The sequence below is a fragment of the Micromonospora sp. LH3U1 genome (assembly GCF_028475105.1).
In the GTDB taxonomy this organism is placed as follows: domain Bacteria; phylum Actinomycetota; class Actinomycetes; order Mycobacteriales; family Micromonosporaceae; genus Micromonospora.
This window is the reverse complement of the sequence record NZ_CP116936.1, coordinates 4,581,897-4,605,789: the sequence shown is the minus strand read 5'-3', so window position 1 is coordinate 4,605,789 and position 23,893 is coordinate 4,581,897. Positions and strand designations below refer to the sequence as shown.

Sequence of the window (23,893 nt, the reverse complement as noted above, 5' to 3'; positions counted from 1 at the left end):
ACTCGGGAAATGGTGACGGGAGCAGATGGGCTACCTTCGGATCGGCGATGTCGACCTGTATTCGGAAGTCGCCGGCGAGGGCGATCCCGTCCTTCTGCTGCACGGCGGCTTCTGCTCCCTTGAGTCGATGCGTTCGCAGGCCGACGCGCTCCTGCCGGATCACCGGGTGTTCGCCTTCGAGCGTCCCGGGCACGGCCGGTCGGCCGACATCGACGGGGAGTACGGGTACGCGCGCGGGGTTGCCGACACGCTGGCCTACCTCGATGCCGTCGACCTCGAATCGGCGCACATCGTCGGCTACAGCGACGGCGCGATCATCGGGCTGCTGCTCGCCCTCGACCACCCGGCGCGGGTGCGCTCGCTGACCGCCATCAGCGCCAACCTTCATCCGTCGGCGTTCACGGATTCAGCCGCCCCCGTGCTCGAGGCGCTCGAAAAGGAGCAGAAGCCGGACGTCGAGCGGATGCACTATGAACGCCTGTCGCCGGACGGGCCGGGGCATGCGGACGTCGTACTCGCCAAGCTGTTCCGCCTCTGGCGGAGCGAACCGCACATCGAGCCGGACGAACTCGTCCGGATCGCGGCGCCGGTGCTCGTCATGTCGGGCGATCGTGACACGATCCCGCCCGGCCACAGCCTTCTCATCGCCGCGTCGATCCCCGGCGCGCAGTTGTGCATCGTGCCGGGTACCACGCATAACCTCATCGCCGAGCGTCCTGAGTTGGTCGGCGCGCTCATCCGTACCTTCGTGGAGCAGTCCGCCGATCAGGGACGTGAACGACGCAGCAGCCAGACGAAATAGGGTGCGCCGACAAGGGCCATCATGAGTCCGGCGGGGATCTGCGAGGGGGCGATGAGCGTACGGCCGAGGGTGTCGGCAACGCAGACGAGCAGGCCGCCGAGCAGCATGGCGACCGGGATGATGCGCCCGTGCCGAACGCCGACGAGGCCGCGGGCAATGTGGGGAGCGACGAGCCCGACGAAGCCGACCACGCCGACCGCGATCACGCTCACCGCCGCCACGACCGCCGCGATCGTCAGCAGTAGGAGTCGCGCGCCGTCTCGGCGGACGCCGAAGATCCGTGGGGTGTCCTCGTCGATCGCCAGGAGGTCGAGCTGGCGGCGCATTCCCAGCACCGCGGGGGTCGCGAGGAGGAGCACGAGCGCGACCGGCAGCACGTCGGCGAAGGACCGGCCGTAGGTCGTGCCCGAGAGCCAGGTGAGGATCCGCGGTGTGTCCCACGGATCGGCACGCAGGAGCAGGAAGGTGCTGATGGCGCTGAGCGCGTAGCCGCAGCCGATGCCGATGAGCAGGAAACGGTCGGGGAGGAGCCCTCCGCGCCACGCCAGCAGGGCGATGAGCGCGAAGGTGCCGAGTCCCATCGCGACGGCCGTGACGATGAGCACGGGACGCCCGCCGGATACGCCCGAGGTCACCACGATCACCGCGCCGAGGCCGCCACCGGCGGTGATACCGAGTACGCCCGGCTCGGCCAGCGGATTGCGTACCGTGCCCTGCACGACGGTTCCGGCCAGGGCGAGTGCGGCACCGGCGACGACGGCCGCCGCGACCCGTGGGGCGCGGTCGTCGAGTGCCCGGCCGATCAGGTCCGGCGCGGAGCCCTGGAGCCAGAGCACGATGTCGCCGACGCGTAGCCACAGGCTGCCGGCGAGCAGGCCGACCAGCACCGCCGCGACGAGCAGACCGGCCGCGACGACCGCCACGGTGAGGAAGCGGCGGCGCGAGCGGAGGGCGACGAGGGCCCGGGGCGCATAGCGCGCCGATCCCGCATCGCGAAGCCGGAGCGCGAGGATCACGATGACTACGGCACCGAGCAACGAGGTCGGGATTCCGGTGGGAATCGAGGCGGCCGCCTGGGCGCCGAGAACCGCCCGGAGCACGTCGTCGGCGAGGAGCACCAGAAGTGCCCCGACCAGCCCGCAGGCCGGGATCAGGAAGCCGTGCCGGCTCAGCACACCGATGCGGTTGGCCGCGAGGCGCACCACGACCGGCGCGGCGAGGCCGACGAAGGCGATGGGACCAGCCAGCGTCACCGAGATGCTCGTCAGCAGGACGGCGCAGAGCACCGCGATGACCCGGGTCGAGCGGATCGGCACGCCGAGCGAGGCGGCCGTGTCGTCGCCGAGGCCGAGCACGTCGAGTCGCCGGGCCAGCAACACGGCGACGGCAAGTACGACGACGATGACCGGGACGGCGCGCATGGCGGCGTCGATGTTCAGCTGTGCGAGCGAGCCGCTGCCCCAGGCGTACAGCCCGGTGGTGCTCTCCTTGAACAGGATCAGCAGCATGGCGGTCGCCGCGTCGAGGGCCATCGCGACTGCCGAGCCGGCCAGGATCAGCCGCGTCGACCCGCTGCCCGACGTGGTGCCGACGAGGCCGAGCACGACTCCCGCAGCGAGCAGACCACCGCCGAAGGCCACGGCGCCCGAGGCCCACAGCGGCACCGCGAGACCGAACGCGGCGACCGCGCAGAGCGCGAAGTAGGACCCGGCGGTGACGGCGAGCGTGTCCGGTGCGGCCAGCGCGTTGCGGGTGACCGACTGGAGCAGCGCCCCGGCCGCGCCGAGCGCCACGCCGACCGCGATCCCGGCGAGCATGCGGGGCAGGCGGGACCCGGTCAGCACGTCGGTGACCGGTACGCCGCCGACGTCCTCGCGCGCCCCGAGGAGATAGCGCAGCAGGTCCCGGAAGCCGACCCCGGAGGTGCCCTGCGTCACGTGCCACAGCCCGAGCACGACGACCACGGCGAGCAGGACGGCCAGGACGGCCGCCCCGCTCGCGCCGCGGCCGAACCCGACACGGGGCAGCGGCCGCGGCGCGAGGGTGCCGCTCACTTACCGGTCAGGATCTTCACGTAGGCGTCGATTGCCTGCTCGGTCGACTTCGGGCCGCCGGCTCCCCAGACGCCGGCGGGGAAGGCGTACGCCCGCCCCTCCTTCACTGCCGGCAGCGCGGTCCAGATCGAGCTCTTGCGCAGTTCCTTGACGTAGCTGTCCGGGGTCTCGTCGTCGGAGTAGAACAGGCTCGCGCTCCCGACGGCGGTGAGTCCCTCGATGTCGGTCTGCGCGAGACCGTACGAGGGGTCGACGCCGCCGCTGCCGTAGGCCGCGTTGATCTTGTCGGTCCAGGCTCCAGTAAGGCCGAGCTGCTCGCCGAGTTCAGTGAAGAGGGCACCCTTGCCGTACGGGCGGATGACGACGTTGCCGCCTTCGATCCAGCCGTCGAAGAACAGGAAGTCCTTGGACTTGACGTTCGCGGCCTCGGCCGTCTTCCGGGCAGTGGCGAGGTGTTCGTCGAACTGCCGCAGCACCAGGTCGGCGCGCTCGGTGCGGCCGGTGGCCTGACCGATCATCGAGAACACCTTCTTCATGTTCTCGATCTGGCCGGAGGCGTTGGCCCCGACCGTGGCGAGCACGGGGACACCGCGCTTCTCGAGCTTGGCGATCTGCTCATCGTCGGCCTTGAACGCCTCCACGATGATCAGATCGGGCTTCGTGGCGTACAGCGCGTCGAGGTCGGGCTCACCGCGCTCGCCGGTGTCGACGACACCCGCCGGAAGCGACTCCGCCTTCACGTAGGTGCCGTATCCCTTCGTGTCGGCGACCGCGACGGGAGTGAGGCAGAGCGTGAGCACGTCCTCGGTCTGCTGCCATTCCAGCACCGCGATCCGCTGGGCGGGCTTGGCGAGCTCGATCTTGCGGCCGACGCCGTCGGTCAGCGACACCGGGCCGGTCGATGTCGTCGTCTTGTCGTCGGCGCAGGTCTGCGACGAGGGGGCGCTCGGGCCGCCGGCGGCGGGTTCCTCGACCTTCGTGGTGCCGCAGGCCGTGACCGTCACGGCGATCGCGGCGAGCGTCGCGGCGGTGGCCGCGAGCCGGGTGACATGGATCATGCGAGTTCTTCTCCTGATGTGATGTTCCGGTTCCGTGCGGGATGCCGCCCGACCGGGTCGATACGAAGGCGGCCGGTGCGTGGGTCGACCTCGACCTCCACGCGCAGGTCGTAGACCTCACTGATGTGCTCGGCGGTGAGTACCTCGAGCGGGTCGCCCGCGGCGTGGATGCGCCCGGCGTGCATGAGGAGCACCGTGTCCGCGACGCGCGCGGCGTGGTCGAGGTCGTGCAGCACGACGCCGACGGCGATGCCGTGCTCCTCGACGAGGTCCCGGACCAGGTCGAGGGTCTCGATCTGGTAGCGCAGGTCCAGATGGTTCGTCGGCTCGTCGAGGAGCACGACGCCGGTCTCCTGCGCCAGGCAGGCGGCCAGCCAGACGCGCTGCATCTCGCCGCCGGAGAGCTCGCCGACCGGCCGCTCGGCCATGTCCTGCACGCCGGTGACCTCCAGGGCGCGGCCGACCGCCTTCCGGTCCGCCGCGGACGGGCCGGCGAAGCGGCGCCGGTGCGGATGGCGCCCGAACGAGACGACCTCGTGCACCGTGAGCCCCTGGGGGGCCTGACGCGACTGCGCGAAGAGCGTGACCTCCTGCGCGAACTGACGCACGCTGAGCAGCGACACCGCGCGCTCCGGTTGCCCGTCACGGTGGCCGAGCATCACCTCGCCGCCATCCACGCGATGCAACCGGGCGAGGGCTCGCAGCAGCGTCGACTTCCCGCTGCCGTTCGGCCCGACCAGTGCCGTCACGCGACCGGGTGCCAGCACCACCGAGACGCCGTGGACCACCGCCGTCTTTCCGTAGCGCAGCACCAGCTGTTCACCACGCAAGACGGCCGCCGCTGCCGAGCCGGCGGCCTCTCGCCGATCGGCGAGGGGCTCAATGGTCACGGACATCGATCGGCTCCGAATCACGGGGGGTGGCAGGCGCGGCACGCCCGGGGTCGAGGCGCCAAGTAAGGTTTGCCTTGCCTAACGGAGGCTAGGTGATGATCAGGCTGTGGGCAATCCTGAGCTCAGGACAGGCGATACGGGATTCCGGACATCAAGCGCGTTGCGAGGGCATTAGCGAGCAGCCCGGGAGTCGTCTTCGTCACTCGCCGGAAGGCTCCCATAGACATGTATCAATCCCCGGTATATCGTCCTTCGGATATATGTCAGCCTCTCAACCCCTCTGGAGAGGACATGATCAGTACTCGACGCTGGCTCGGTAGAGCCACGACGATCCTGCTCGTTGCCACCCTGGCCAGCACCGTATCGAGCGGCGCCCACGCCGCCCCGGCCAGCGACGTCACCACCGCCGTACGACACAAGCTGCTCGAGGAGGCCGCGGTCGCGGCGGACCAGGGAATCCGCACCGCTGGTTTGGCGGACACCCGGGTGACGGTCACCCGCCGGGACAGCCGGGCCTGGGCCTTCGGCACCGCCGTGCTCGTCGCCCCGCAGGAGGAAGGGCTCTACCCGTCCGGTTGGATCTTCGTCGCCCGCCAGCAGCGCGGCGGCTGGCAGGTCGCCTTCGAGGGCGAGGCCAACTTCGCCGAACTGGCCGCGGCCGCGCCCGCCTCAGTCGTCGCTCAACGGGAAAGGGACGCCTTCACCGCCCCCATCACAACGGCCGCCAACGGGGACTTCCGCACCGGCATGCGCCTGCCGTTCGCCCTCGGCCAGTCCTGGACTCTCAGAGGTGGCCCACACGGCTGGTCCGGCTCCCCGCGGCCGTTCAGCTCGATCGACCTGTTCGGCGGTGACGAGCGGGTGCTGACCACACGCGCCGGCACCGCGTACACGATGTGCAAGGGCTGGATCCGGGTGATCCACGACCGGGGCTACGCCACGGACTACTACCACCTCTGGAACAACATCAACGTCGACGGCACGTCCGTCGGGGCGGGCGCCTACCTCGGCAACACCGGCACCGACATCACCTGCGGCGGCTCCGCCAGCAGTCGGCACGTACACCTGGGGTTCCGGCAGAACAGCGCGTACGTGGCGATCGCGACCCACAACCTGGGCAAGTGGGTGCCGAGAGAGGGCAGCACGGCCTACGAGGGCTCCGCGTTGCACGGCTCGAAACGCGTCAACGTCGGCGGGGCACTCTACAACTACGGCGCGCTCGGCTTCACCGAGGGCATCATCGACAGCAACGGCGGCACGTCGGTCAGCCGGCGGTCCGGGCCGGGCACCGGGTACGGTGTCGTCGGCTCGATCGCGGACGGCGCCACGGCGGCCGTGGCCTGCTCGGCGAACGGCACCACCCACACCGGCCGCTGGGGCACCACCGCACTGTGGAACCGGCTCACCGACGGCACCTGGATCCCCGACGCATACCACTACACCGGGGCAGCCAGCCAGGTCAACGGCTGGTGCTGACGCGCCACCCCGCCCCACGTCGGTCACCGCTCCGTGAGGACGTGGCGCGGTCTGCTGCACGGGCGATCTGGCTACCGACCTCGCCGGCGCCGATGATCCCGAAAGTCGTCATGCGTGCTTCACGACCTTGTCCTTCGCACCTGAGGTGGGCAGGACGGCAGAGGCAAGCAGAGCCAGCTTGTCCGCATCGCTGGAGCCGGCGTCCGGGTGGTAGACGACCAACATCAGGTCCTCGGTGCCGTTGATCGTCAGTCGCTCCCGGTTGAGGGTCATCTCGCCGACCTGCGGGTGGTCGAGCCGAAGCGGCGTCCCACGCTGTCCACGCACTTCGTGCCGGGCCCAGAGCTGCCGGAACCGCGGACTCGCCAGCGACAGCTCACCGGTGAGTTCGATGAAGCGGGGATCGTCGACCTGGGTTCCCACGGCCTGCCGCAGGTTCGCGGTGAAGCATTCCGTCACGTTCTCCCACTCCGGATGCAGCGCCTGCTCGGCCGGGTCCAGGAACAGGTCACGCAACTGGTTGCCGCCGACGGCAAGCCCGGGTGAGAGCGCTGTGGCCATGCGGTTCACGGCCAGGATGTCGAAGTACCGGTCTTCGATGAAGGCAGGCTGCACGAGGCTCTCCAGGAGCTTCAAGGCTCCTGCCGGCGGTGTCTGCTTGCGCGGTCGACGTCTGCGCCGCCGGGGAACCTCCGCGACCAGGGTGAGCAGGTGGGCGAAGTGGTCGTCGTCGAGTTGCAGCACGCGGGCGATCGACTCGAGCACCTGGACGGAGGGGTTGCGGTCACGGCCGCGTTCGAGCCGCAGGTAGTAGTCAGCGCTGATGCCGGCGAGCATGGCGACCTCCTCCCGCCGCAGCCCTGGCACACGCCGCCCACCGATGTCGGGGATGCCTGCCTGCTGCGTCGTCACCAGCTCGCGCCGGGCTCGCAGGTAGGCCCCGAGGGCGTTCGTCGACTCGCTCATGAGGGCGACCCTAGCTCTGTGCGCAGCGATCGGAGGGGGTCCTGTCGCACCCCAGGCTGCAGAGGGCTCTGGGTGACTCGGCGTGCCGCTCCTAGCGTTCACGACGGCCCGTTCGGGCCACGTAACTCGAGGGGGAGTCATGACCGTCACACTGATCACCGGAGCCAACAAGGGCATCGGTTACGAGACCGCCAGGCAACTGCGGGAGCTGGGGCACGAGGTCTACATCGGCGCGCGTGACACCGAACGCGGTAAAAAAGCCGCCGCCGAGCTCGGTGCGCGGTTCGTCCAGCTCGACGTGACCGACGACGCGTCGGTCAGCAGCGCACTGGCGACGATCGACGCGGCCGAGGGCCGTCTCGACGTCCTGGTGCACAACGCCGGCGTCCTGGAGACCGCGCTCGACGGCCCCTCGGCGCTGCGTTCCTTCGACACGAACGCGGTCGGCATCGTGCGTGTCACGCAGGCGGCACTGCCCCTGCTCCGCAAGTCATCGAACGCCAACGTCGTCACCATCTCCAGCAGCGCCGGATCGTTCTGGGCGGTGAACAACCCCGAGCGGCCGGAGTTCGGTCTGCCGCTCGCGCTGTACTCGGCGTCCAAGGCCGCAGCCACCATGCTGACGGTGCAGTACGCCAAGTCCCATCCGGGCATCAAGTTCAACGCCCTTGAGCCGGGCGCCACCGCCACCGACATGACCGCCGCCTTCGGCATCGGACGACCAGTCGAGGAGAGCGCCCGAGTCGTCGTACGTCTGGCCACCCTCGACGCGACCGGCCCGACCGGCACCTTCCAGGACGAGGCAGGACACCTGCCGTGGTGAGCCTGCGCGAACAGCTCAAGCCTGCGGACGCACGCCTGCGCCCGGCGACGGGCGCGGGCGGCGAGTCCACGGCAGCTCCGTCCTGGGCCGGCGTCGTCTCACTGAGTCTGGGGATCTTCGCGATCGTCATGTCGGAGTTCCTGCCGGCGAGCCTGCTGCCGGTCATCGCCGACGACCTGCGGGTGTCGGAGGGGACGGCGGGACAGTCCGTCAGCATCACTGCGTTCGCCGCGGCGTTGTCTGCTCTGCTCATCTCGGTGGTGCTACCGCGCGCCGACCGGCGCCACGTCATGATCGGCCTCACCCTTCTCGCTGCCGTCTCCAACCTGATCGTGGCGCTCGCCCCGAACTTCTCCGTTCTGCTGGCCGCGCGGCTTCTGCTGGGTGTCGCTCTCGGGGGGTTCTGGGCCATGGCCACCGCGATGGCCGCACAACTGGTGCCCGCCGACCACGTCGGTCGAGCGCTGACCATCATCAACTCCGGCGTCGCGGCCGCCACCGTCGCAGCCGTTCCGCTCGGCGCCTGGCTGGGCGGGGTGTGGGGATGGCGGGGCGTCTTCCTGCTCGCTGCCGGCGTTGCGGTGCTCGCCCTGATCGTGCAGGCGACGACGCTGCCGAGCGTCGCTCCCGGAGCGGCGAGCGGGCTTCGGGCACTCGGATCGGTCCTGCGCTCCGGTGTCGTCCTGACCGGCCTGTTCGCAGTCCTGCTGATCTTCAGCGGCCACTTCACCGGATTCACCTACGTCCGGATCGCCGCGCAGGGCCTCTCCGTCATCGACAGCGGCGGCTTCGCCGTGCTGCTACTCGTGTTCGGCGTCGCCAGCCTCCTGGGCACGGTCCTGAGCGGCCCTCTGGCCGACCGCGCTCCGCGGGTCGGCGTGTTCTTGTTCCCTGCCGTGCTGGGGACAGGGATGCTCGTCATGTACCTGACCGGCGGCTCGTTCGTCGGCCTGCTCATCGCCATCGCGGTGTGGGGCTTCGGGTTCGGCGGTGTGCCGACCACGGTCCTGAGCTGGGGTGCCCGGAGCGAACCGACACGACTGGAGCAGATGGGTGGGCTCATCGTGATGGTGTGCAACATCGGGATAACAGCCGGCGCGGCCGGCGGCGGCGTACTGGTCGACGGAGTCTCGGCCAGGACACCGTTGGCGGCCGGTGGCGTCGCGGCCGTCGCTGGCGCCGCGGTGCTTGTGACCCTGCGGCGTCAGCGCTGACGTTCGCGCCATCAGGCCAGGGTGGCTGAGGCGGCACGCCGCGACGCAGGGCAGGCTGGTAAGGCCGACGGCCCGCGCCGCCGCGGACGCGGGCCTTCAAGAAAGGTCAGGTCAAGACCGCGGCGAGAGCGCGGAACGCGTCGGCGGGGAATGTCGTGGCGTCGCCGCCGTTGAGTACCTGGACCGCTACCTCGTCCGCGCCGGCCTGGTAGTGCTTCTCCAGCCCGGCCGCGACCTCTTCGGCCGTGCCCCAGGGGATCAGGGCGTCGACGAGGCGGTCGCTGCCGCCTCCAGCGAAGTCCTCGTCGGTCCAGCCGAATCGCCGCAGGTTGTTGGTGTAGTTCGGTAGTGCGAGGTATCCGCTCGTGTACTGCCGGGCCGTGACGCGGGCGGTGGTGGCGTCTGCTTCGAGGACCACCGCGACCTCGGGAGCGAGCAGCCGGTCAGGCCCAAGTGCCGCCCGGGCCTCGGCGGTGTGCTCGGCAGGGACGAAGTACGGGTGCGCCCCGGCTGAACGGTCGCGGGAGAGCTCGAGCATCCGCGGGCCGAGTGCGGCCAGGATCCGCCGCTCGGGCGGGAGCCCGGCCGCGTCGAGACCGTCGAGGTACTCCACCATCTTCGAATACGGCTTGCGGTAGGTCGTGCCGCTGCCTTCCAACAGCACCGCGTGGCTGGCGCCGAGACCGAGCAGGAACCGGCCGGGATGGGCCCGCTCCGCGTCCTGGGCGAACGCCGCCACCTCGGGGGGCGACGAGTGCCAGATGCTCACAATCCCCGACGCAACCCCGATGCGCTTGGTCCCGTCCAGGATCTCCCGGAAGCGTGGGGCGACGTTCTCCTCGAAACCGCCCGAGAACCAGAGCCGTGCATAGCCGAGCTCCTCCAACTCGGTCGCCGCATCGATGGCCGCGCTCTGACTCTCGCTACCAAGGAAGAACGGTTGCCATACGCTGACGAGTCGTTGTGCCATACCGAAACACTACGCGTCAAAGCCGTCTTGACATGGCGGCCCGAGGCGCAGCCCGGTCCCGCGATGGGCGGGGCGAGGGTAGCGGGAGTCGGCGAGCACCTGCCCTGGGTCTACCTTCGACGCCCACGATCCGAAGGCGCTCTCGCAGTTCTTGCGGGACGCACAACACCGCCACCCGCTTGCGCCGCGACGAGCCGGCGCCTCCTACCAGCGCGGGCTACAACGTGATGCCCGATCCGGAGGGAAACGAGTTCTGCTTGGACCGAACGACGGGGAACTTCACGCCGGTGAGGTCCTCGGAGACGGCCCACAGCCGCTGCTGGACGGCTACCTCGTAGGAATCCGGGCTGGAGGTGACCAGCCGGGGGTGGCCCTTGACCTCGTTGCGTCCGCCGGGACCGTAGTACTGGCCGCCGAGCGCGGCGGGGTCGGTGGCGGCGCGCAGGGTCGGCAGCGCGCCCATCGCCGGCGTCTGGGTGATCAGCGGCGCGAGCCAGGTGAGCGGAAGCCGGAGGGCCGCGGGGGTGTTGCGGGCGAGCTCGGTACTGGACATGCCGGGATGCGCGGCCAACGCTACGGTGGTGCCGTGCGTGGCGAGCCGGCGCTGCAGCTCGTACGTGAACATCAGGTTGGCCAGCTTGGACTGGCCATAGGCGGCGGCCCGGCTGTACGACCGCTCCCACTGCAGGTCGTCGAAGTGGATCGCGGCCCGGATGCGGTGGCCGGTGCTGCTGACCGTCACCACGCGTGAGCCGGGCACCGGCAGCATCAGGTCCAGCAGCAGCCCGGTGAGCGCGAAGTGGCCGAGGTGGTTGGTGCCGAACTGCATCTCGAAGCCGTCCCGGGTGGTCTGCTTCGGGGTGTACATCACGCCGGCGTTGTTGATCAGCAGGTCGATCCGGTCGAGCCGGGACCGCAGCGCCGCCGCCGCGGTCCGGACGGAGTCGAGCGAGGTCAGGTCCAGCGCCTGGACGGTCACGTCGCCGGTCATGCGGGCCGCGGCCCGCTCGCCCTTTTCGACGTTGCGTACGGCGAGCACCACGGACGCCCCGCGCTCGGCGAGCGCCTTGGCGGTCTCGTACCCCAGGCCGGTGTTGGCCCCGGTCACCACGGCCACCCGCCCGTGCTGGTCCGGAATGTTCGCCGTCGTCCACTTCTCGCTCATGTCAGGCTCCCTACTAGCTAACGTACCGAAGGTATCTTGTGCCGACGACGTTAAAGTACTTTCGGTACGTTGTCAACGTACCGCAGGTACCTAAGTTAGGCTGGCGAACGTGACTTTCCAGCGGGCGCGAACCGAAGAGCAGCGGGAGATCCGCCGACGGGCGATCCTCGACGTCGCGTCGGCGATGCTCGACGAGATGCCTGTGGCCGCGGTCACCCTGAACGAGCTCAGCCGCCGGGTAGGCCTGGCGAAGCCGAACGTGCTGCGCTACTTCGAGTCTCGCGAGGCGGTGCTGCTGGAACTGCTGGACCACTTCCTGCAGGAGTGGTTGACGGAACTGGCAGGCGAGTTGGCCGCCGGCGTCGACGAAAATCTGCCCATGGCCGAGCGGGCGGCGGCGGTGGCCGAGATCCTCAGCCGCTCACTCTCCGACCGGGTGGTGCTGTGCGACCTCTTCGGCGCGCAGGGCAGCGTCCTGGAACACAACGTCTCCGTCGAGGTCGTGACACGCTACAAGCGCGCCTCCCTGGACCGCCTGACAACCATGACCGCCCTGATCCAGAAGTACCTGCCGGAGCTGGGCGAGAACGCAACACTGTTCAGCCTGCAAACCATGGTCATGGCCGGCGCGCTGTCGGCGTACAGCACACCCCCACCCAGTCTGCAGGCGGCCTACCAGGCCGAGCCCGACCTGGCCCGCTTCCACTTGGAGCTGAAGGACTACTTGAAGCTGGCCCTGACCGCAACCCTCCTGGGCGTCCTACCCCGCCGCTGACCTGCGTTGCACTGGACAGGCCAAACCTCTGTGTTTCTCGCGCTCGGACGGTGGAGGGTAGCCGCTATTCCTCCGAGTGGGTGTTCCGCCCCGAACAGGGTGAGAAGACTCTTGCTGCCAGGGCTCTGGTGAATGACGCACGGCGTAAAGTCGCCGTCGAAGAATAGGCGGGTCCGACTCTTCGTGCAATCCACCGCCTGGCACTGCTTTTTGTCGCGATTGCCAATTGTGGTGGGCCAGGTCCCAGTCATTTGTCGCTGTCGACACCCTCGCGGGCGGCACGAGCTCTGAGCGTCAAGGTCGAAGGCGAGGTAGAAATATGACCGCTTCGGGTGGTTCGGTATAGGCGGTCATGATCGTGGCGATGTCAGATCGGGCGCGGCCCCCAATGTTTTTCCGGGTGTCCAGCTGGAACGGTTCAGAAGTCCTGCGGTGGCCTCGACCTGGTAGTCGGATGCGTTGGTGCGGTAGGTGATGGGTGATTTATTGGGTTTCAGGGATATCGTTCCAACCTTCTGGTGACCCGTCCATTTCTGCGGGTTGTGGCGCGATGTCGGAAAGAACCTGCGTCCCGACGCCGCCTGGTGAATAAGAGCTGGTCGCGTCGGTATCTTCGACATTCGGCAGTGCTCCGGTATAGTGCGATCAATTCCCCTTGGAGTGTGTCGGAAGGCGTCTGGTCTGCGTGATGACACCTGGGCTGGAAAGTGCGTCAACGAGCCCGCGCTTCGTCGGGCGGCGACCACAGTTGGCGCGTATCGGGAGAGCCCAGGCCACCGTGCTGGGCCGTGGCCGGCAAATGGTTTGCGAGGTGGTCGGGGAGCCGGGCATCGGCAAGACCCGGTTCGTCCGCGAGGCCCTGGAGCGGTGCGCCCCCACCGTCCCCTGGGCCGTCGGGACCTGCGCCCCGGATGAGCGAGGAGTCCCCTTCCATGTGTTTCGACACGCCTTCACGGAGGGGCAGCCACTCCGACGTGGGCTGCGTGCCGGGCGGTCGACCGGGGAGACCTGGGCGGAATCCGCCGCCGCGGTGCCACCGGCGCCGGCGCGGGCGTCGGACGCCCGGCGGTTCCGGACCTACCAGTTGGCCCGCCGGCTGATCGGCCTGGCGGCCCGGGACGGTCTGGTGCTGGTCCTCGACGACCTGCACTGGGCGGATGCCTCCTCCACCGGTCTGATCGCCCACCTCCTGCGGTATCCGGTGCCCGCCCCGCTGCTGCTCGTGCTCGTCTACCGCCCGCGGCAGATGGCGACCCCGATGCCGTTCGGTCCACCAGATCCCGACGAACAACACGCCGATGCAGAACCGACTTCACACGATCGGATCGACCTCAGCCCTCTCAGCATCGCTGAGGTCGCGCTTCTGCACCCCCACGTCGACCAGGTGGAGTTGCGCGCCCGGTACGACCTGACCGGCGGCAACCCCGGTTACCTGGCGGCACTGCCGGGCGACCCCACCTCGAACAGCGCCGAGGAGATCCGTGCAGCACAGAGCACCCGGCTGTCTGATGCGGCGGTGGCCGTGCTGCGCCGCGAGTGGACGGACCTGCCGTCGGTCGAGCTGGCCTGCCTGCGGGCCGGGGCGATCGTCGATGCGCCCTTCGCCGCGGACCTGCTCGCCGACGTCGTGCAGGTCCCGACGACACTGGCGGTCGAGGCCAGCTGGCGGTTGGCCCGGCTCGACCTGATCCGCCGCGTCCCCGGCACTGGACGGTTCGCCTTCCGGCACCCGCTGCTGCGGATGGCGGTCGCCCAGGACACCGACCCGGCGTGGCAGGTGGAGGCGTGTGCGCGAGCGCTCACCGCGCTGGTCGATCTGGGCGCGCCACCCGCCGACCGGGCCCGTTACGCGGAGCGCCTGCTCGCCCTGCCGAACGGCGGCTGGGTCGACCGCTGCGTCGACGTGCTCTGCCGGGCCGCTCAGGAGAGCCGGCGTGAGACACCGGACCTGGCCATCCGCTGGCTGCGGCTGGCGCTGCGGGCGCTGCGGCCGACGGCCGGTTCGACGCAGCGTCGCCGAGACGTGTCGCTCGCGCTGGCCCGGATCATCGGGGAGGCGGGCGACCTGGCCGAAAGCAGGGCCCTGCTCCAGGAGATCGTGCCGCTGTTCCCCGCTGACCCGAAGGGACAACGGGCCCAGGCGGTGGCTCTCTGGGCGCGCGTGGAACGCCTGCTCGGCAACTACGCGGAGGCGGCCGAGATCAGCCGCCGCGAGTTGGCCGCCCTGCCGGCCGGCGCCGGACCCACCAGCGGCTACCAGCTCGCCACCGAGATCGGCGTCGCCGGCATCCTGGCCGGCCGCCCCGTGGCCGCCCTGCCCGACGCTCCGACCGGAGATCTCGACGGCTCCGGCGCGGACCGGGCCGGCCTGCTGGCCGTCCGAAGCCTGGCCGCCGCGCACGACGGCGCGCTCGACGACGCCCGGGGCCTGCTCGATGCCGGCGCCCGGATCGTCGACTCGTTGCCGGACCGGGATGTGCGGGACCACCCCGACTGTCTCACCGCGCTCGGCCTGAGCGAGTTGTACCTCGAACGGCAGGCCGACGCGGTGCGGCACCTCGACCGAGGGCTGACGCTCGTCCGCGCCGCGCACCGCGACGACGGGTTGTGCCAGCTGCTGCTCGCACGCGGTCAGGTGGCCTACCACGGCGGCCAGCTGACCACAGCCATCGGGTTGGCCACCGAGGCGGGCATCATCGCCCGGCGCATCGGCAGTCGCCACCTGCTGAGCTTCGCCCTGGCGTTCGAGGCGGAGGCGACGGCGTGGCGTGGCGGCCCCCGGGACGACGACCGGGCGGTGGCGCTGGCCCGCAGCGCCGTCGGAATCGCCACCGACCTCGCCACGTGGTGCGGTCGCACCGCCGCGACCGCGCTGGCGACCGCAGCGCTGCTGTCCGGTGATCCGGCGACCTGTACCGAACTGGTGCGCTCAGCCGGGGGCGACAGCGGCCTGAGCCGCTTCCAGAGCACCTTTCGTCCGATGTGGTACGAGCTGCTCTGCGCCGCCGCGCTCGCCGCGGGTGAGGTGGCCGACGCCGAGCGGCAGGCGCGGTTGGCACTGGCCGCGGCGGATCGGATCGGTCTACCCGGGCAGCGGGGCTTCGCCGAGTCGGCGTACGGCGAGGTGCTGCTCGCCCGCGGCGACGTCCCGGCGGCGCTGCTGCACCTGGAGAACGCGGCTGACCTGTTCCGCGCCGGCGGGATGGTGCTACGGCGCAGCCTTGCGCTGGCCTCCCTGGCCCGGGCGGCCGAAGCCGCGGAGCAGGCCGGCCCGGCGGCGCGGGCCCGCCGCCGGGCGCTGGAACTGGCCGGGTGGTGCGGGACGGAACGGGTCGGCCTGCGATTGGCCCGTCCAATCGGCCCGCGCGAGGTCGCCGCCCTGACCGACCGGGAATGGCACATCGCGCGGCTGGCGGCTACCGGGGCCACCAGTCGACTGATCGGGCGGCAGCTGAACATCAGCCCCCGCACCGTGGAGGCGCACCTGACCCGCATCTACCGAAAGGCGGGCGTCGCTTCCCGGTCGGGTCTGGTCGCCTGGGTCGCTCGGCTCGATGACACCGATCGGTGACCGTCATCCAGGCCGGATGACGTCGTTCGGTGCAACGCCGACAGGCCGGGCAGCACGAGGCCGCTCCGCCACCGGCCTGGCCCGCCAGCCGCTCACATACTCGACTGCATCGGGCGCGATTCCCGTGGACCGGTGGTGGATGGAGGACGAGATGCTGGGCAAAAGATCCGTCAGGAGCCCGCGTAGCCTCGCCGCGCCGGTGCCGGCGATGCCGTTCGCCGCCGCCGCGGTGGCGCTGCTCGCGCTGACCGGTTGTGGTGGCGAGCCGGTGGACGCGGCCACCCCGGCGCCCCACGGTTCGGCCACTTTCGGTCGGGACCGGGCCGCGCTGGTGCTCACCGCCTTCGACCAGGCCGACTCGGCAGCCTCGGTGGCCGGTGACGTCGAGGCGCTGCGGGCCCAGGAGGTATCGCCCTCGCTGGACCTCAGCATCGCCGCAGCCCGCCGGGCCGCCTACAACCAGCGTCCGCAACCGTCGTTCCAGCACATCAACCCGGTCTTCGCGGTGCCTCCCGGCGACCCGGCCTGCCTCCTCGCCACGGCCACCCTCAGGCTGGCCGGCTCGGAGTTGGCCCCCACCGATGTCAGCCAGTTCGTGCTCGGCGCCGACGGCCAGTGGAAGCTCAGCCACAATGTTCAGGTCACCCAACCTTCGCTGGTGGTCGCCCGGAGCATCGACGGTCGGCCGGCCACGGAGGGCGGCACCGCCCTGGACGAGACCAGCCGTCGGGCCCTCGCCGCCGAGGTGTTCGCCCGCAGCATCGGGTCCACGACGAGCAACCGTTCCCTCGTCGTGTCGAGCCCGCTGCTCGACGGCCAGTTCGCCGGCGGCTGGGAGGTCTACGGGCAGCAGCTCGCCGGTGTCGGCGCGGCGGTGCAGCGGACGATGGACCGCGCGGAGTGGTCCGACTGCGCGGTCGCGGTGCCGACGGGCACGCTGACCTTTCTGACGATCCACGCCACCGACACGCTGCGTCCGGCTCCCGGCGGTCCGGCCACCGTCCAGATGGTGCCGCAGAGCCCCGACCTGATCGCCACCGGTCATCGCACGGCGATCAGCGGAAAGTCGATCCGGGTCACCCGGGTGGAGACCTTCCTGCTGCTCGTACCGGCGCAGACCACCGGCACATCGGTGCTGGGGCTCAACGACACCGCGCTGACCGTCACCGCCGGCTGACCGGGCCGGAGACGGCCGACGGCAGAAACCGGTGGCATCACTCGGGATCGGACCCCCGGACCGCGACGATTGCAGTAGCCGTGATCACCGGCGGGGCCGGCGGTGCCGCGGTCCGGCCACCAGGCTCGGGAGGAACCATGTGGCGTCCGCGCTTCCGATCGGACTACGTGCCGGTGCGGCTGCCCGACGGTCCGCTCGTGGTGCTGGGGGAGACCCGCAGCCTGCTCATCGACGACCCGGTCGCCGCGGACCTGGCCGACCAGCTCGACGGCGCGGCGCCGCTGGCCGACGTGGTGGCCCGGCTGGCCACCCGGCACCCGGTCGCCGCCGTCGGCGCCGCCCTCGCCCGGTTGCGCGACCACGGCCTGCTGGTGTCCGGTCCGGCGCACACCTCGCCGGCCGAGGCCGCCGGCTGGGACGCCCGGGGTGTCCCGCCCGAGGCCGGGCGGCGGTGGATGGCCGGGGGAACGGTCACCATCGTGGACCTCGGGGCACCCCGGGTGGCCGAGACCGCCGACGCGCTGCGCGCCCTCGGGCTCGCCGCGACAGTGGTCGGGCCGGACGCCACGGACCCCGATCCGGGCACCGCCCAGGTGCTGGTGCTGCCGTCGTCGATGCTCGACCCACGGCTGGCGCTGATCAACGACCGCCACCTGGCCGCCGGCCGCGCGTGGACCCTGGCCCGGCCACACGGCAACGTCGTCTTCCTCGGCCCGCACCTGGTGCCGGGCCTGACCGGCTGCTGGGCCTGCCTGCGGCAACGCTGGCAGGAGAACGAACAGGTGAACGCCTTTCTCGACGGGCAGGACCTGGCCGGTCCGCTGCCGCAGCCCGGCCGCGCGGTCCTACCCGGACTGGCCACCATGGCCGCCGGGCTGCTCGCCGCCGAGCTCGCCGTGCTCGCCGTACGAGGCACGTCGCCCCGCCTCACCGGCCGGATGGTCGCGCTGGACACCCGGGACCTGAGCACGGAGAGCCACCATCTGGTACGCCAGCCGCAGTGCCCCGCCTGCGGCGACCCGGACCTCGTCCGCAAGGCCGAGCCACGGATCGACCTGCCACCGAGTGGCGCCCAGCCCAGTCGGGCCGTGGACTCCCGCACCAGGGAACCGGCCGAGGCGTACGCCGCGCTCGTCCACCACGTCAGCCGATATCTGGGCGTGGTGAGCCGGCTGACCCCGCTGGAGGCGACCGACAACGGCGTCACCCACACCTACTCGGCCGGGCACAACTTTGCCCAGCCCCGCCAGCTCGCCGCGTTGCGCCGCAACCTGCGCGGGCAGAGCGGCGGCAAGGGCCGGACCGACCTACAGGCCCGGATGAGCGCGATCGGGGAGGCGGTGGAGCGCTACTGCGGGGTGTGGCGCGGCGACCGCCCGGTGCACCGGGCGACCTACCGGCAGCTCGGTTCGGACCGCGCGGTACACCTGCGGGAGTTGTTGCTGTTCTCGGAACGCCAGTACGCCGACCGGGACCGGCTCAACCGCGACCTGGGCCACCTGCACCGCATTCCCCGCCCGCTGGCCGACGAGGTGGAGCTGGACTGGACCACGGGTTGGTCGCTGACCCGGCAGGCACCGCGTGAGCTGCCCGCCGCGCACTGTTGGTACGGGCATCCGGAGCTGACCGGGCTGGGGGTGTGCTCGGCCGACTCGAACGGCTGCGCGGCGGGCGGCAACCTGTCCGAGGCGATCCTGCAGGGGTTCTGCGAACTCGTGGAGCGGGACAGCGTGGCCCTGTGGTGGTACCACCGCTCCCGGATGCCCGGGGTGGACCTCGCCTCGTTCGCCGACCCGTGGACCGCCGCCTGCGTCGACCACCACGCCACCGCCCTGGGCCGTGAGCTGTGGGCCCTCGACCTGACCGCGGACCTCGGCGTACCCGCGTTCGCCGCGGTGTCCCGGCGGGTCGACCGAGGGCCGGAGGACGTCCTGGTCGGCTTCGGCGCGCACCTGGACGCGCGGGTCGCGCTGACCCGGGCGCTCACCGAGGTGAACCAGTTCCTGCCCGCTGTTCCCGGACCCACCTCCGCACGCAACCGGTACGGCGTCGACGATCCGGACACCGCGCGCTGGTTCGGCACCGTGCGGGTGGCCGACCAGCCCTGGCTGTCCCCGGACCCCACCCGGCCGCCGCGCACCGCAGCGGACCATCCGGCGCTGACCACCGGCGATGTCGGGGATGACGTGCGTCGTTGCGTACGCCGGGCGGAGCGGGCCGGCCTGGAGGTGATCGTCGTCGACCAGTCCCGTCCGGATGTCGACCTGGCGGTGGTGAAAGTCGTCGTGCCGGGTCTGCGGCACTTCTGGCGCCGGCTTGGTCCCGGTCGGCTGTGGGACGTGCCGGCCCGCCTCGGCCGGGGCCCGCTGGCCGTCGACGAGACGTCGGCCAATCCGCTGAACGTCTTCTTCTAGCCGGCGCTCCCGGGCCTACCGGGAACGTGGGAGGGATGTGGGGATGACCACCGTGGTGGACCCGGTCGGTCGGCGGTCGTCGTGAGCGGCTCCGTCGGCGGTCCGCCGATTCAGGAGTCGTACCGGCTGCGCCGTGACGCGGAACTGCGACTTGGTGAGGACGGCTCGCTGACCCTGCGGCAGACCCGCTTCCAGCTCACCCTGGAGCAACCGGGGATGGGCCGGCGGGCGCTGCTGCTGAGGCTCGCCGCCGACTGGGTCAGCGACGTCGAGGTCGGCCGGCTGATCAGCGGCCTGGAGGGGGAGAGCCGGGTGCTGCCCGCGCAGTTGCTGCTGCGCCGGTTGCTCGCCCACTCCTGGCTGGAGCGACGCGTCCAGGTCGACGACCGGGCGCTGCTGGACCTGGTGCCCACCGGCCTGGGTCGGGGCAGTCTGCCGGAGAGTCGCCTGCACACGCCCGGGGTCCGCTACCGGCTCTCCCGTTTCGCCACCCTTGCGCACGAACGGGGCATGCTGGTGGCCGCATCGCCGCTGAGCACCCTCGCCGTCGGCTGCGCCGACGCCGCCCTCGGTGCGGTGCTGGCCGCCGCCGTGCCGGGCGTCGGACCCGACACGGTGGCCCGCACGCTCGGCGTGTCGCCGGAGGCCGCCGGAAGGGTGCTCGACGAGTTGGCCACCGCCCGGATCCTGGTCACCGACGCCGAGTTCGAGGCGGAGTGCGACGACGCGCCGCTGGCCTACTGGTCACCGGAGGAGCTGCGGCTGCACCACCGCTCCCGGGCCGGCCGACACGCGCTGCCGGTGGGCGGCACCTACCGGATGCGGGAGCGCTTCGCCCCGCAACCGCTGCGCCGCCAGTACGACGGGGGTCGGGCGGTCGAGTTGCCGCTGCCGGACCTGGCGACGATCGCCAAGGCGGATCCCGCGTTCAGTCAGGTCGTCGCGGACCGGCGCAGCGTGCGCGAACACGACGACGCGGCGCCGCTGCCCCTGGAGCGGCTGGCGGAATTCCTGCATCGGTCGCAGCACACCATCGCCGTCGGCGAGGCCGGCGGGCAGGAGGTCGGCCACCGGCCCTACCCGGGCGGCGGCGGGGTCTACGAGCTGGAGATCTATCCACTGGTCGCGCGCTGCGCCGGGCTTGACCCCGGGCTCTACCACTACGACGCGGTCGGGCACCGGTTGGAGCCGGTCGCCGGCTGGGGACCGGCCGCCGACCGGCTGCTGGCGTACGCCCGGGCGGCCGGCGCCATGCCTCGGCCGCCGCAGACGGTCCTGGTGGTCACCGCCCGGGTCCAGCGGCTGATGTGGAAGTACGAAGGGATGAGCTACGCCATGATTCTCAAGGACGCGGGTGTGCTGACCCAGCAGATGTATCTCGTCGCCACCGCCATGGGGCTGGCGCCGTGCGCCCTCGGCGCCGGTGACTCCCAGGCCTTCGCCGAGTTGTCCGGGCTCGACCCGCTGGTCGAGCCGAGCGTGGCCGACTTCCTGCTCGGCTCGCGGTGCGCCGCCGGCCCGGCCGGAGCGGGGGGCCGGCCATGAAGTTCCGGCGGCAGGCGCTGCGCCAGTTGGAGGCGCCCGAGCAACTGGACCGGGCGGTCCGGCTGACCACGGTGCCGAACTGGCTGGCCACTACCGCCCTGGTCATCGTCGTGGTCGCCGCAGGTGTCTGGTCGGTGCGCACGGTGGTGCCCCGGACCGTCGAGGCGGCCGGGGTGCTGATCCACTCCAACGGGATCTCGGCCCTCGACGCGCTCGATGGCGGTCAGGTCACCAAGGTGTGGGCGTCACCGCACCAGCGGGTGCCGAAGGGCACCCCCCTCTACAGCCTGCGCACGTCGGACGGCAAGGTACGGGTGGAGACTGCGCCGGGTGACGCGTACGTCGTTGCCTGGCTGGTCTCGGAGGGCGAGATCGTCACCCCGGGCACGCACCTGGCCGACCTGGAACGGCTCGACACCGCCGGGGACGCGTTGCAGGCCGTCGTCTACGCCCCTGCCGTCGCCGCGCCGCTGCTGCAACCCGGCGTGTCCGTCGAGGTGGCCGCCGCGGCCGCGCCGCGCAACGTGTTCGGCACCCTGGCCGGCCAGGTGACCACGGTCGGCGCCTTCCCGGAGACCGAGGCCTCGCTGCGCGCCTTCCTGGGCACCGGGCCGGACGTCCGGCGGCTGCTCGCCCGCGGCAGCGTGGTCCGGGTGACGGTCGCACTGGAGCCCGACCCGGCCGCCCCGGGGGGCCTGCGCTGGACCAAGTCCCCGCCGCCGTTCCAGCTCAACTCGGCCAGCGAGGTCACCGCCTGGTTCACCGTGGACCGGGAACACCCGATCGACTGGTTGCTGCGGCGATGAGCGCGCCGACGACGGCCGCCAGCGGTGTGCCGGAGCTCCCCAGGATCCGGCGTCGACGAGTCCGCACGCCCACCCTGATCCAGATGGAGGCGGTGGAGTGCGGTGCCGCCGCGCTGGGGATCCTGCTCGCGCACCACGGTCGGCACGTGCCCCTGGAGGAGTTGCGCCGGGTGTGTGGTGTGAGCCGGGACGGCTCCACCGCGGCCACCGTGCTCAAGGGCGCCCGCCGGTACGGAATGGTGGCAAAGGGTTTCCAGATGGACCTGGCCGGCCTGGCCACCGTGGCGCTGCCGGCGGTGCTGTTCTGGCGGTTCGAGCACTTCGTGGTGCTGGAAGGGCTCGGCCGCAAGGTCTTCATCAACGATCCAGCCACCGGTCCCCGCGCGGTGAGCTGGGAGGAGTTCGACGGCGCCTTCACCGGCATCGTGCTCACCATGGAGCCCGGCCCGGAGTTCCGGCCGGGCGGCACCCGCTACCGGCTGGTCCGGGCGCTGGCCGAGCGGTGGCGCGGCCCGGGCTCGGCGATCGCGCAGATGCTGCTGCTCGGCCTGCTGATCGCCGTGGTCGGCCTGACGATCCCGGTGATGGCCCAGGTCTTCGTCGACCGGGTGCTGCTGCAGGAGGATCGGGCCGCGTTCGCCGGCCTGGTGGCGGCGGTGGCGGTGGCCACCGTGCTGACCTTCCTGGCCAGCCTGCTCCAGCAACGCCTGACCGTACGCGCGGAGACGGCGCTCGCCCTCGGCAGCGCCGCCCGGTTCTTCCGACATCTGCTGCGGCTGCCGCCGACCTTCTTCGACCAGCGGCAGGCCGCCGACCTCAGCCAGCGGGTCCGCGGCAACGAGGTGGTCGCCGAGGTGCTCACCCGCCGGGCGGCCACCACCGTGGTGGACACCGGCCTGGTGCTGGCGTACGGGGCACTGCTCTGCCAGTACGACCTGCTGCTCGGACTGTGCGCGGTGGTCCTCGCCGGGTTGAACGTCAGCGTGCTCCGCTACGTCGCCTCGACCCGGTCGACCGCCGTCGCCGGCCTCCAGGCGGACCGCAGCAAGCTGGTGACCACCGTGTACACCACGGTCCAGATGATCGAGACGGTGAAGGCCGGCGGCGAGGAGGAACGCGCCGTGGCCCGGTTCGCGGCACGCCACGCGACCGTCGCCACCCGTCAGCAGCGGCTGGGAGTGCCCACCGCGGTGCTCTCCGTCCTGCCGGCGTTCCTCGCCTCGGGGACCACCGCGGTGCTGCTGGGGTTGGGCAGCCGGCAGGTCGTGGCGGAGGCGATGAGTGTCGGCGTGCTGGTCGGCATGCAGAGCCTGGCCGCCGCGATGAACCGGCCGTTGGGCAATTTGACCGCGCTGGGCTCGCGGCTGCAGGACATGAGCGCCGACCTCAACCGGCTGCGCGACGTGGAGCGGTACCCACTGCCGTCGGCCGAGGACCGACCCGCCCGCCCGTTGACACCGATGGAGGGGCACCTGCGCATCGAGGAGGTCACCTTCGGCTACAACCCGCTGGGCCGTCCATTGCTGGAGAACTTCAGCCTGGACCTGCCGCCGGGTGCCCGGGTGGCGCTCGTCGGGCGGTCGGGCAGTGGCAAGTCGACGGTGGGCCGACTGGTCGCCGGGCTCTACCGTCCGTGGACCGGCCGGGTCACCGTGGACGGCCACGAGCGGCCGGCGGCCGACGACGGCCTCTGGGCGGCCACCGTCGCCATGGTGGACCAGGACCAGCGGCTGTTCGAGGGGACGGTCCGGGACAACGTCACCATGTGGGACCTCACGGTCGTGGACGAGGACGTCGTCACCGCGCTGACCGACGCGTGCCTCTACGACGAGGTCGCGGCTCGTCCGGGCGGCCTGGGCAGCCCGGTGCGGGAGAACGCCCGCAACTTCTCGGGTGGACAGCGGCAGCGGCTCGAGATCGCCCGCGCACTCGTCCGCAACCCCCGGGTGCTGGTGCTGGACGAAGCCACCAGCGCGCTGGACGCCGAGACGGAACGCCGGATCGACCTGCACCTGCGCCGGCGGGGGGCGACCTGCCTGATCGTGGCCCACCGCCTGTCCACGGTCCGCGACTGCGACCTGATCGTCGTGCTGGACGGCGGTCGAGAGGTGGAGCGTGGCACCCACGAGCAACTGGTCGCCCGGGACGGGGCGTACGCGCGCCTGGTCCGGGACCACTGACCAC

Annotated in this window: 17 protein-coding genes; 11 read left to right on the top strand and 6 right to left on the bottom strand. The window is 71.5% G+C overall.

All coding sequences use genetic code 11. The features are described from left to right. Window positions 1-25 precede the first annotated feature (25 nt). The gene (locus PCA76_RS21060) at window positions 26-802 is read left to right on the top strand and encodes an alpha/beta fold hydrolase (protein WP_272612204.1); all 777 of its coding nucleotides are present in this window, start codon (window positions 26-28) and stop codon (window positions 800-802) included. Here the strand turns inward: PCA76_RS21060 and PCA76_RS21055 are convergent. Genes PCA76_RS21055 through PCA76_RS21045 form a run of 3 tightly spaced genes read right to left on the bottom strand, consistent with a single transcriptional unit; the run spans window position 766 to window position 4,810 of the window. Then, the gene (locus tag PCA76_RS21055; protein ID WP_272612203.1) at window positions 766-2,856 is read right to left on the bottom strand and encodes an iron ABC transporter permease; all 2,091 of its coding nucleotides are present in this window, start codon (window positions 2,854-2,856) and stop codon (window positions 766-768) included. The two genes, PCA76_RS21060 and PCA76_RS21055, sit on opposite strands and share 37 nt — an antisense overlap. After that, a complete protein-coding gene (locus PCA76_RS21050) occupies window positions 2,853-3,914 on the bottom strand; it encodes an iron-siderophore ABC transporter substrate-binding protein (protein WP_272612202.1) in 1,062 nt (353 codons plus the stop codon). Before PCA76_RS21050 ends, PCA76_RS21055 begins: the two co-directional genes overlap by 4 nt. After that, complete coding sequence (locus tag PCA76_RS21045) at window positions 3,911-4,810, bottom strand: ABC transporter ATP-binding protein (RefSeq protein WP_272612201.1); 900 nt, start codon at window positions 4,808-4,810, stop codon at window positions 3,911-3,913. Before PCA76_RS21045 ends, PCA76_RS21050 begins: the two co-directional genes overlap by 4 nt. Window positions 4,811-5,098: 288 nt before the next feature. Between PCA76_RS21045 and PCA76_RS21040 the strand changes: the two genes are divergently transcribed. Continuing rightward, a complete protein-coding gene (locus tag PCA76_RS21040) occupies window positions 5,099-6,283 on the top strand; it encodes a peptidase M23 (RefSeq protein ID WP_272612200.1) in 1,185 nt (394 codons plus the stop codon). Between the two features lie 108 nt (window positions 6,284-6,391). On the opposite strand, the gene PCA76_RS21035 is transcribed toward PCA76_RS21040, so the two are convergent. Continuing rightward, window positions 6,392-7,249 (bottom strand): helix-turn-helix domain-containing protein, encoded by an 858-nt coding sequence (locus PCA76_RS21035; RefSeq protein ID WP_272612199.1) that lies wholly within the window; start codon window positions 7,247-7,249, stop codon window positions 6,392-6,394. A 139-nt stretch (window positions 7,250-7,388) separates the two neighbouring features. Here PCA76_RS21035 and PCA76_RS21030 point away from each other — a divergent pair, with 139 nt between their 5' ends. Together PCA76_RS21030 and PCA76_RS21025 are read left to right on the top strand one after the other, a co-directional pair. After that, the gene (locus tag PCA76_RS21030) at window positions 7,389-8,072 is read left to right on the top strand and encodes an SDR family NAD(P)-dependent oxidoreductase (protein ID WP_272612197.1); all 684 of its coding nucleotides are present in this window, start codon (window positions 7,389-7,391) and stop codon (window positions 8,070-8,072) included. Next, window positions 8,066-9,286: an MFS transporter gene (locus tag PCA76_RS21025; protein WP_272612196.1), complete on the top strand. Its 1,221-nt coding sequence runs from the start codon at window positions 8,066-8,068 to the stop codon at window positions 9,284-9,286. The genes PCA76_RS21030 and PCA76_RS21025 overlap by 7 nt, the downstream gene beginning before the upstream one ends. Before the next feature lie 106 nt (window positions 9,287-9,392). On the opposite strand, the gene PCA76_RS21020 is transcribed toward PCA76_RS21025, so the two are convergent. Both PCA76_RS21020 and PCA76_RS21015 read right to left on the bottom strand, forming a co-directional pair. Beyond that, window positions 9,393-10,256 (bottom strand): LLM class F420-dependent oxidoreductase, encoded by an 864-nt coding sequence (locus PCA76_RS21020; RefSeq protein ID WP_272612195.1) that lies wholly within the window; start codon window positions 10,254-10,256, stop codon window positions 9,393-9,395. 217 nt (window positions 10,257-10,473) lie between these two features. After that, window positions 10,474-11,421 (bottom strand): SDR family NAD(P)-dependent oxidoreductase, encoded by a 948-nt coding sequence (locus PCA76_RS21015; protein WP_272612194.1) that lies wholly within the window; start codon window positions 11,419-11,421, stop codon window positions 10,474-10,476. A 109-nt stretch (window positions 11,422-11,530) separates the two neighbouring features. On the opposite strand from PCA76_RS21015, the gene PCA76_RS21010 reads away from it, so the two are divergent. From PCA76_RS21010 to PCA76_RS20980, 7 genes are all read left to right on the top strand, one after another. Then, the gene (locus tag PCA76_RS21010) at window positions 11,531-12,196 is read left to right on the top strand and encodes a TetR/AcrR family transcriptional regulator (RefSeq protein WP_272612193.1); all 666 of its coding nucleotides are present in this window, start codon (window positions 11,531-11,533) and stop codon (window positions 12,194-12,196) included. Between the two features lie 688 nt (window positions 12,197-12,884). Then, complete coding sequence (locus PCA76_RS21005) at window positions 12,885-15,767, top strand: ATP-binding protein (protein ID WP_272612192.1); 2,883 nt, start codon at window positions 12,885-12,887, stop codon at window positions 15,765-15,767. Window positions 15,768-15,918: 151 nt separating this feature from the next. Next, window positions 15,919-16,944, top strand: a complete 1,026-nt coding sequence (locus PCA76_RS21000) for a hypothetical protein (protein ID WP_272612191.1) — start codon at window positions 15,919-15,921, stop codon at window positions 16,942-16,944. Between the two features lie 137 nt (window positions 16,945-17,081). Further along, window positions 17,082-19,358: a TOMM precursor leader peptide-binding protein gene (locus tag PCA76_RS20995; protein WP_272612190.1), complete on the top strand. Its 2,277-nt coding sequence runs from the start codon at window positions 17,082-17,084 to the stop codon at window positions 19,356-19,358. 81 nt (window positions 19,359-19,439) lie between these two features. Next, a complete protein-coding gene (locus PCA76_RS20990) occupies window positions 19,440-20,903 on the top strand; it encodes a SagB family peptide dehydrogenase (RefSeq protein WP_272612189.1) in 1,464 nt (487 codons plus the stop codon). Further along, entirely contained in the window at window positions 20,900-21,709 is an 810-nt protein-coding gene (locus tag PCA76_RS20985) for an HlyD family efflux transporter periplasmic adaptor subunit (RefSeq protein WP_272612188.1), read from the top strand. Before PCA76_RS20990 ends, PCA76_RS20985 begins: the two co-directional genes overlap by 4 nt. Further along, window positions 21,706-23,889, top strand: coding sequence for an NHLP family bacteriocin export ABC transporter peptidase/permease/ATPase subunit (locus PCA76_RS20980; protein ID WP_272612187.1), 2,184 nt, complete (start codon window positions 21,706-21,708; stop codon window positions 23,887-23,889). The genes PCA76_RS20985 and PCA76_RS20980 overlap by 4 nt, the downstream gene beginning before the upstream one ends. Window positions 23,890-23,893 lie beyond the last annotated feature (4 nt).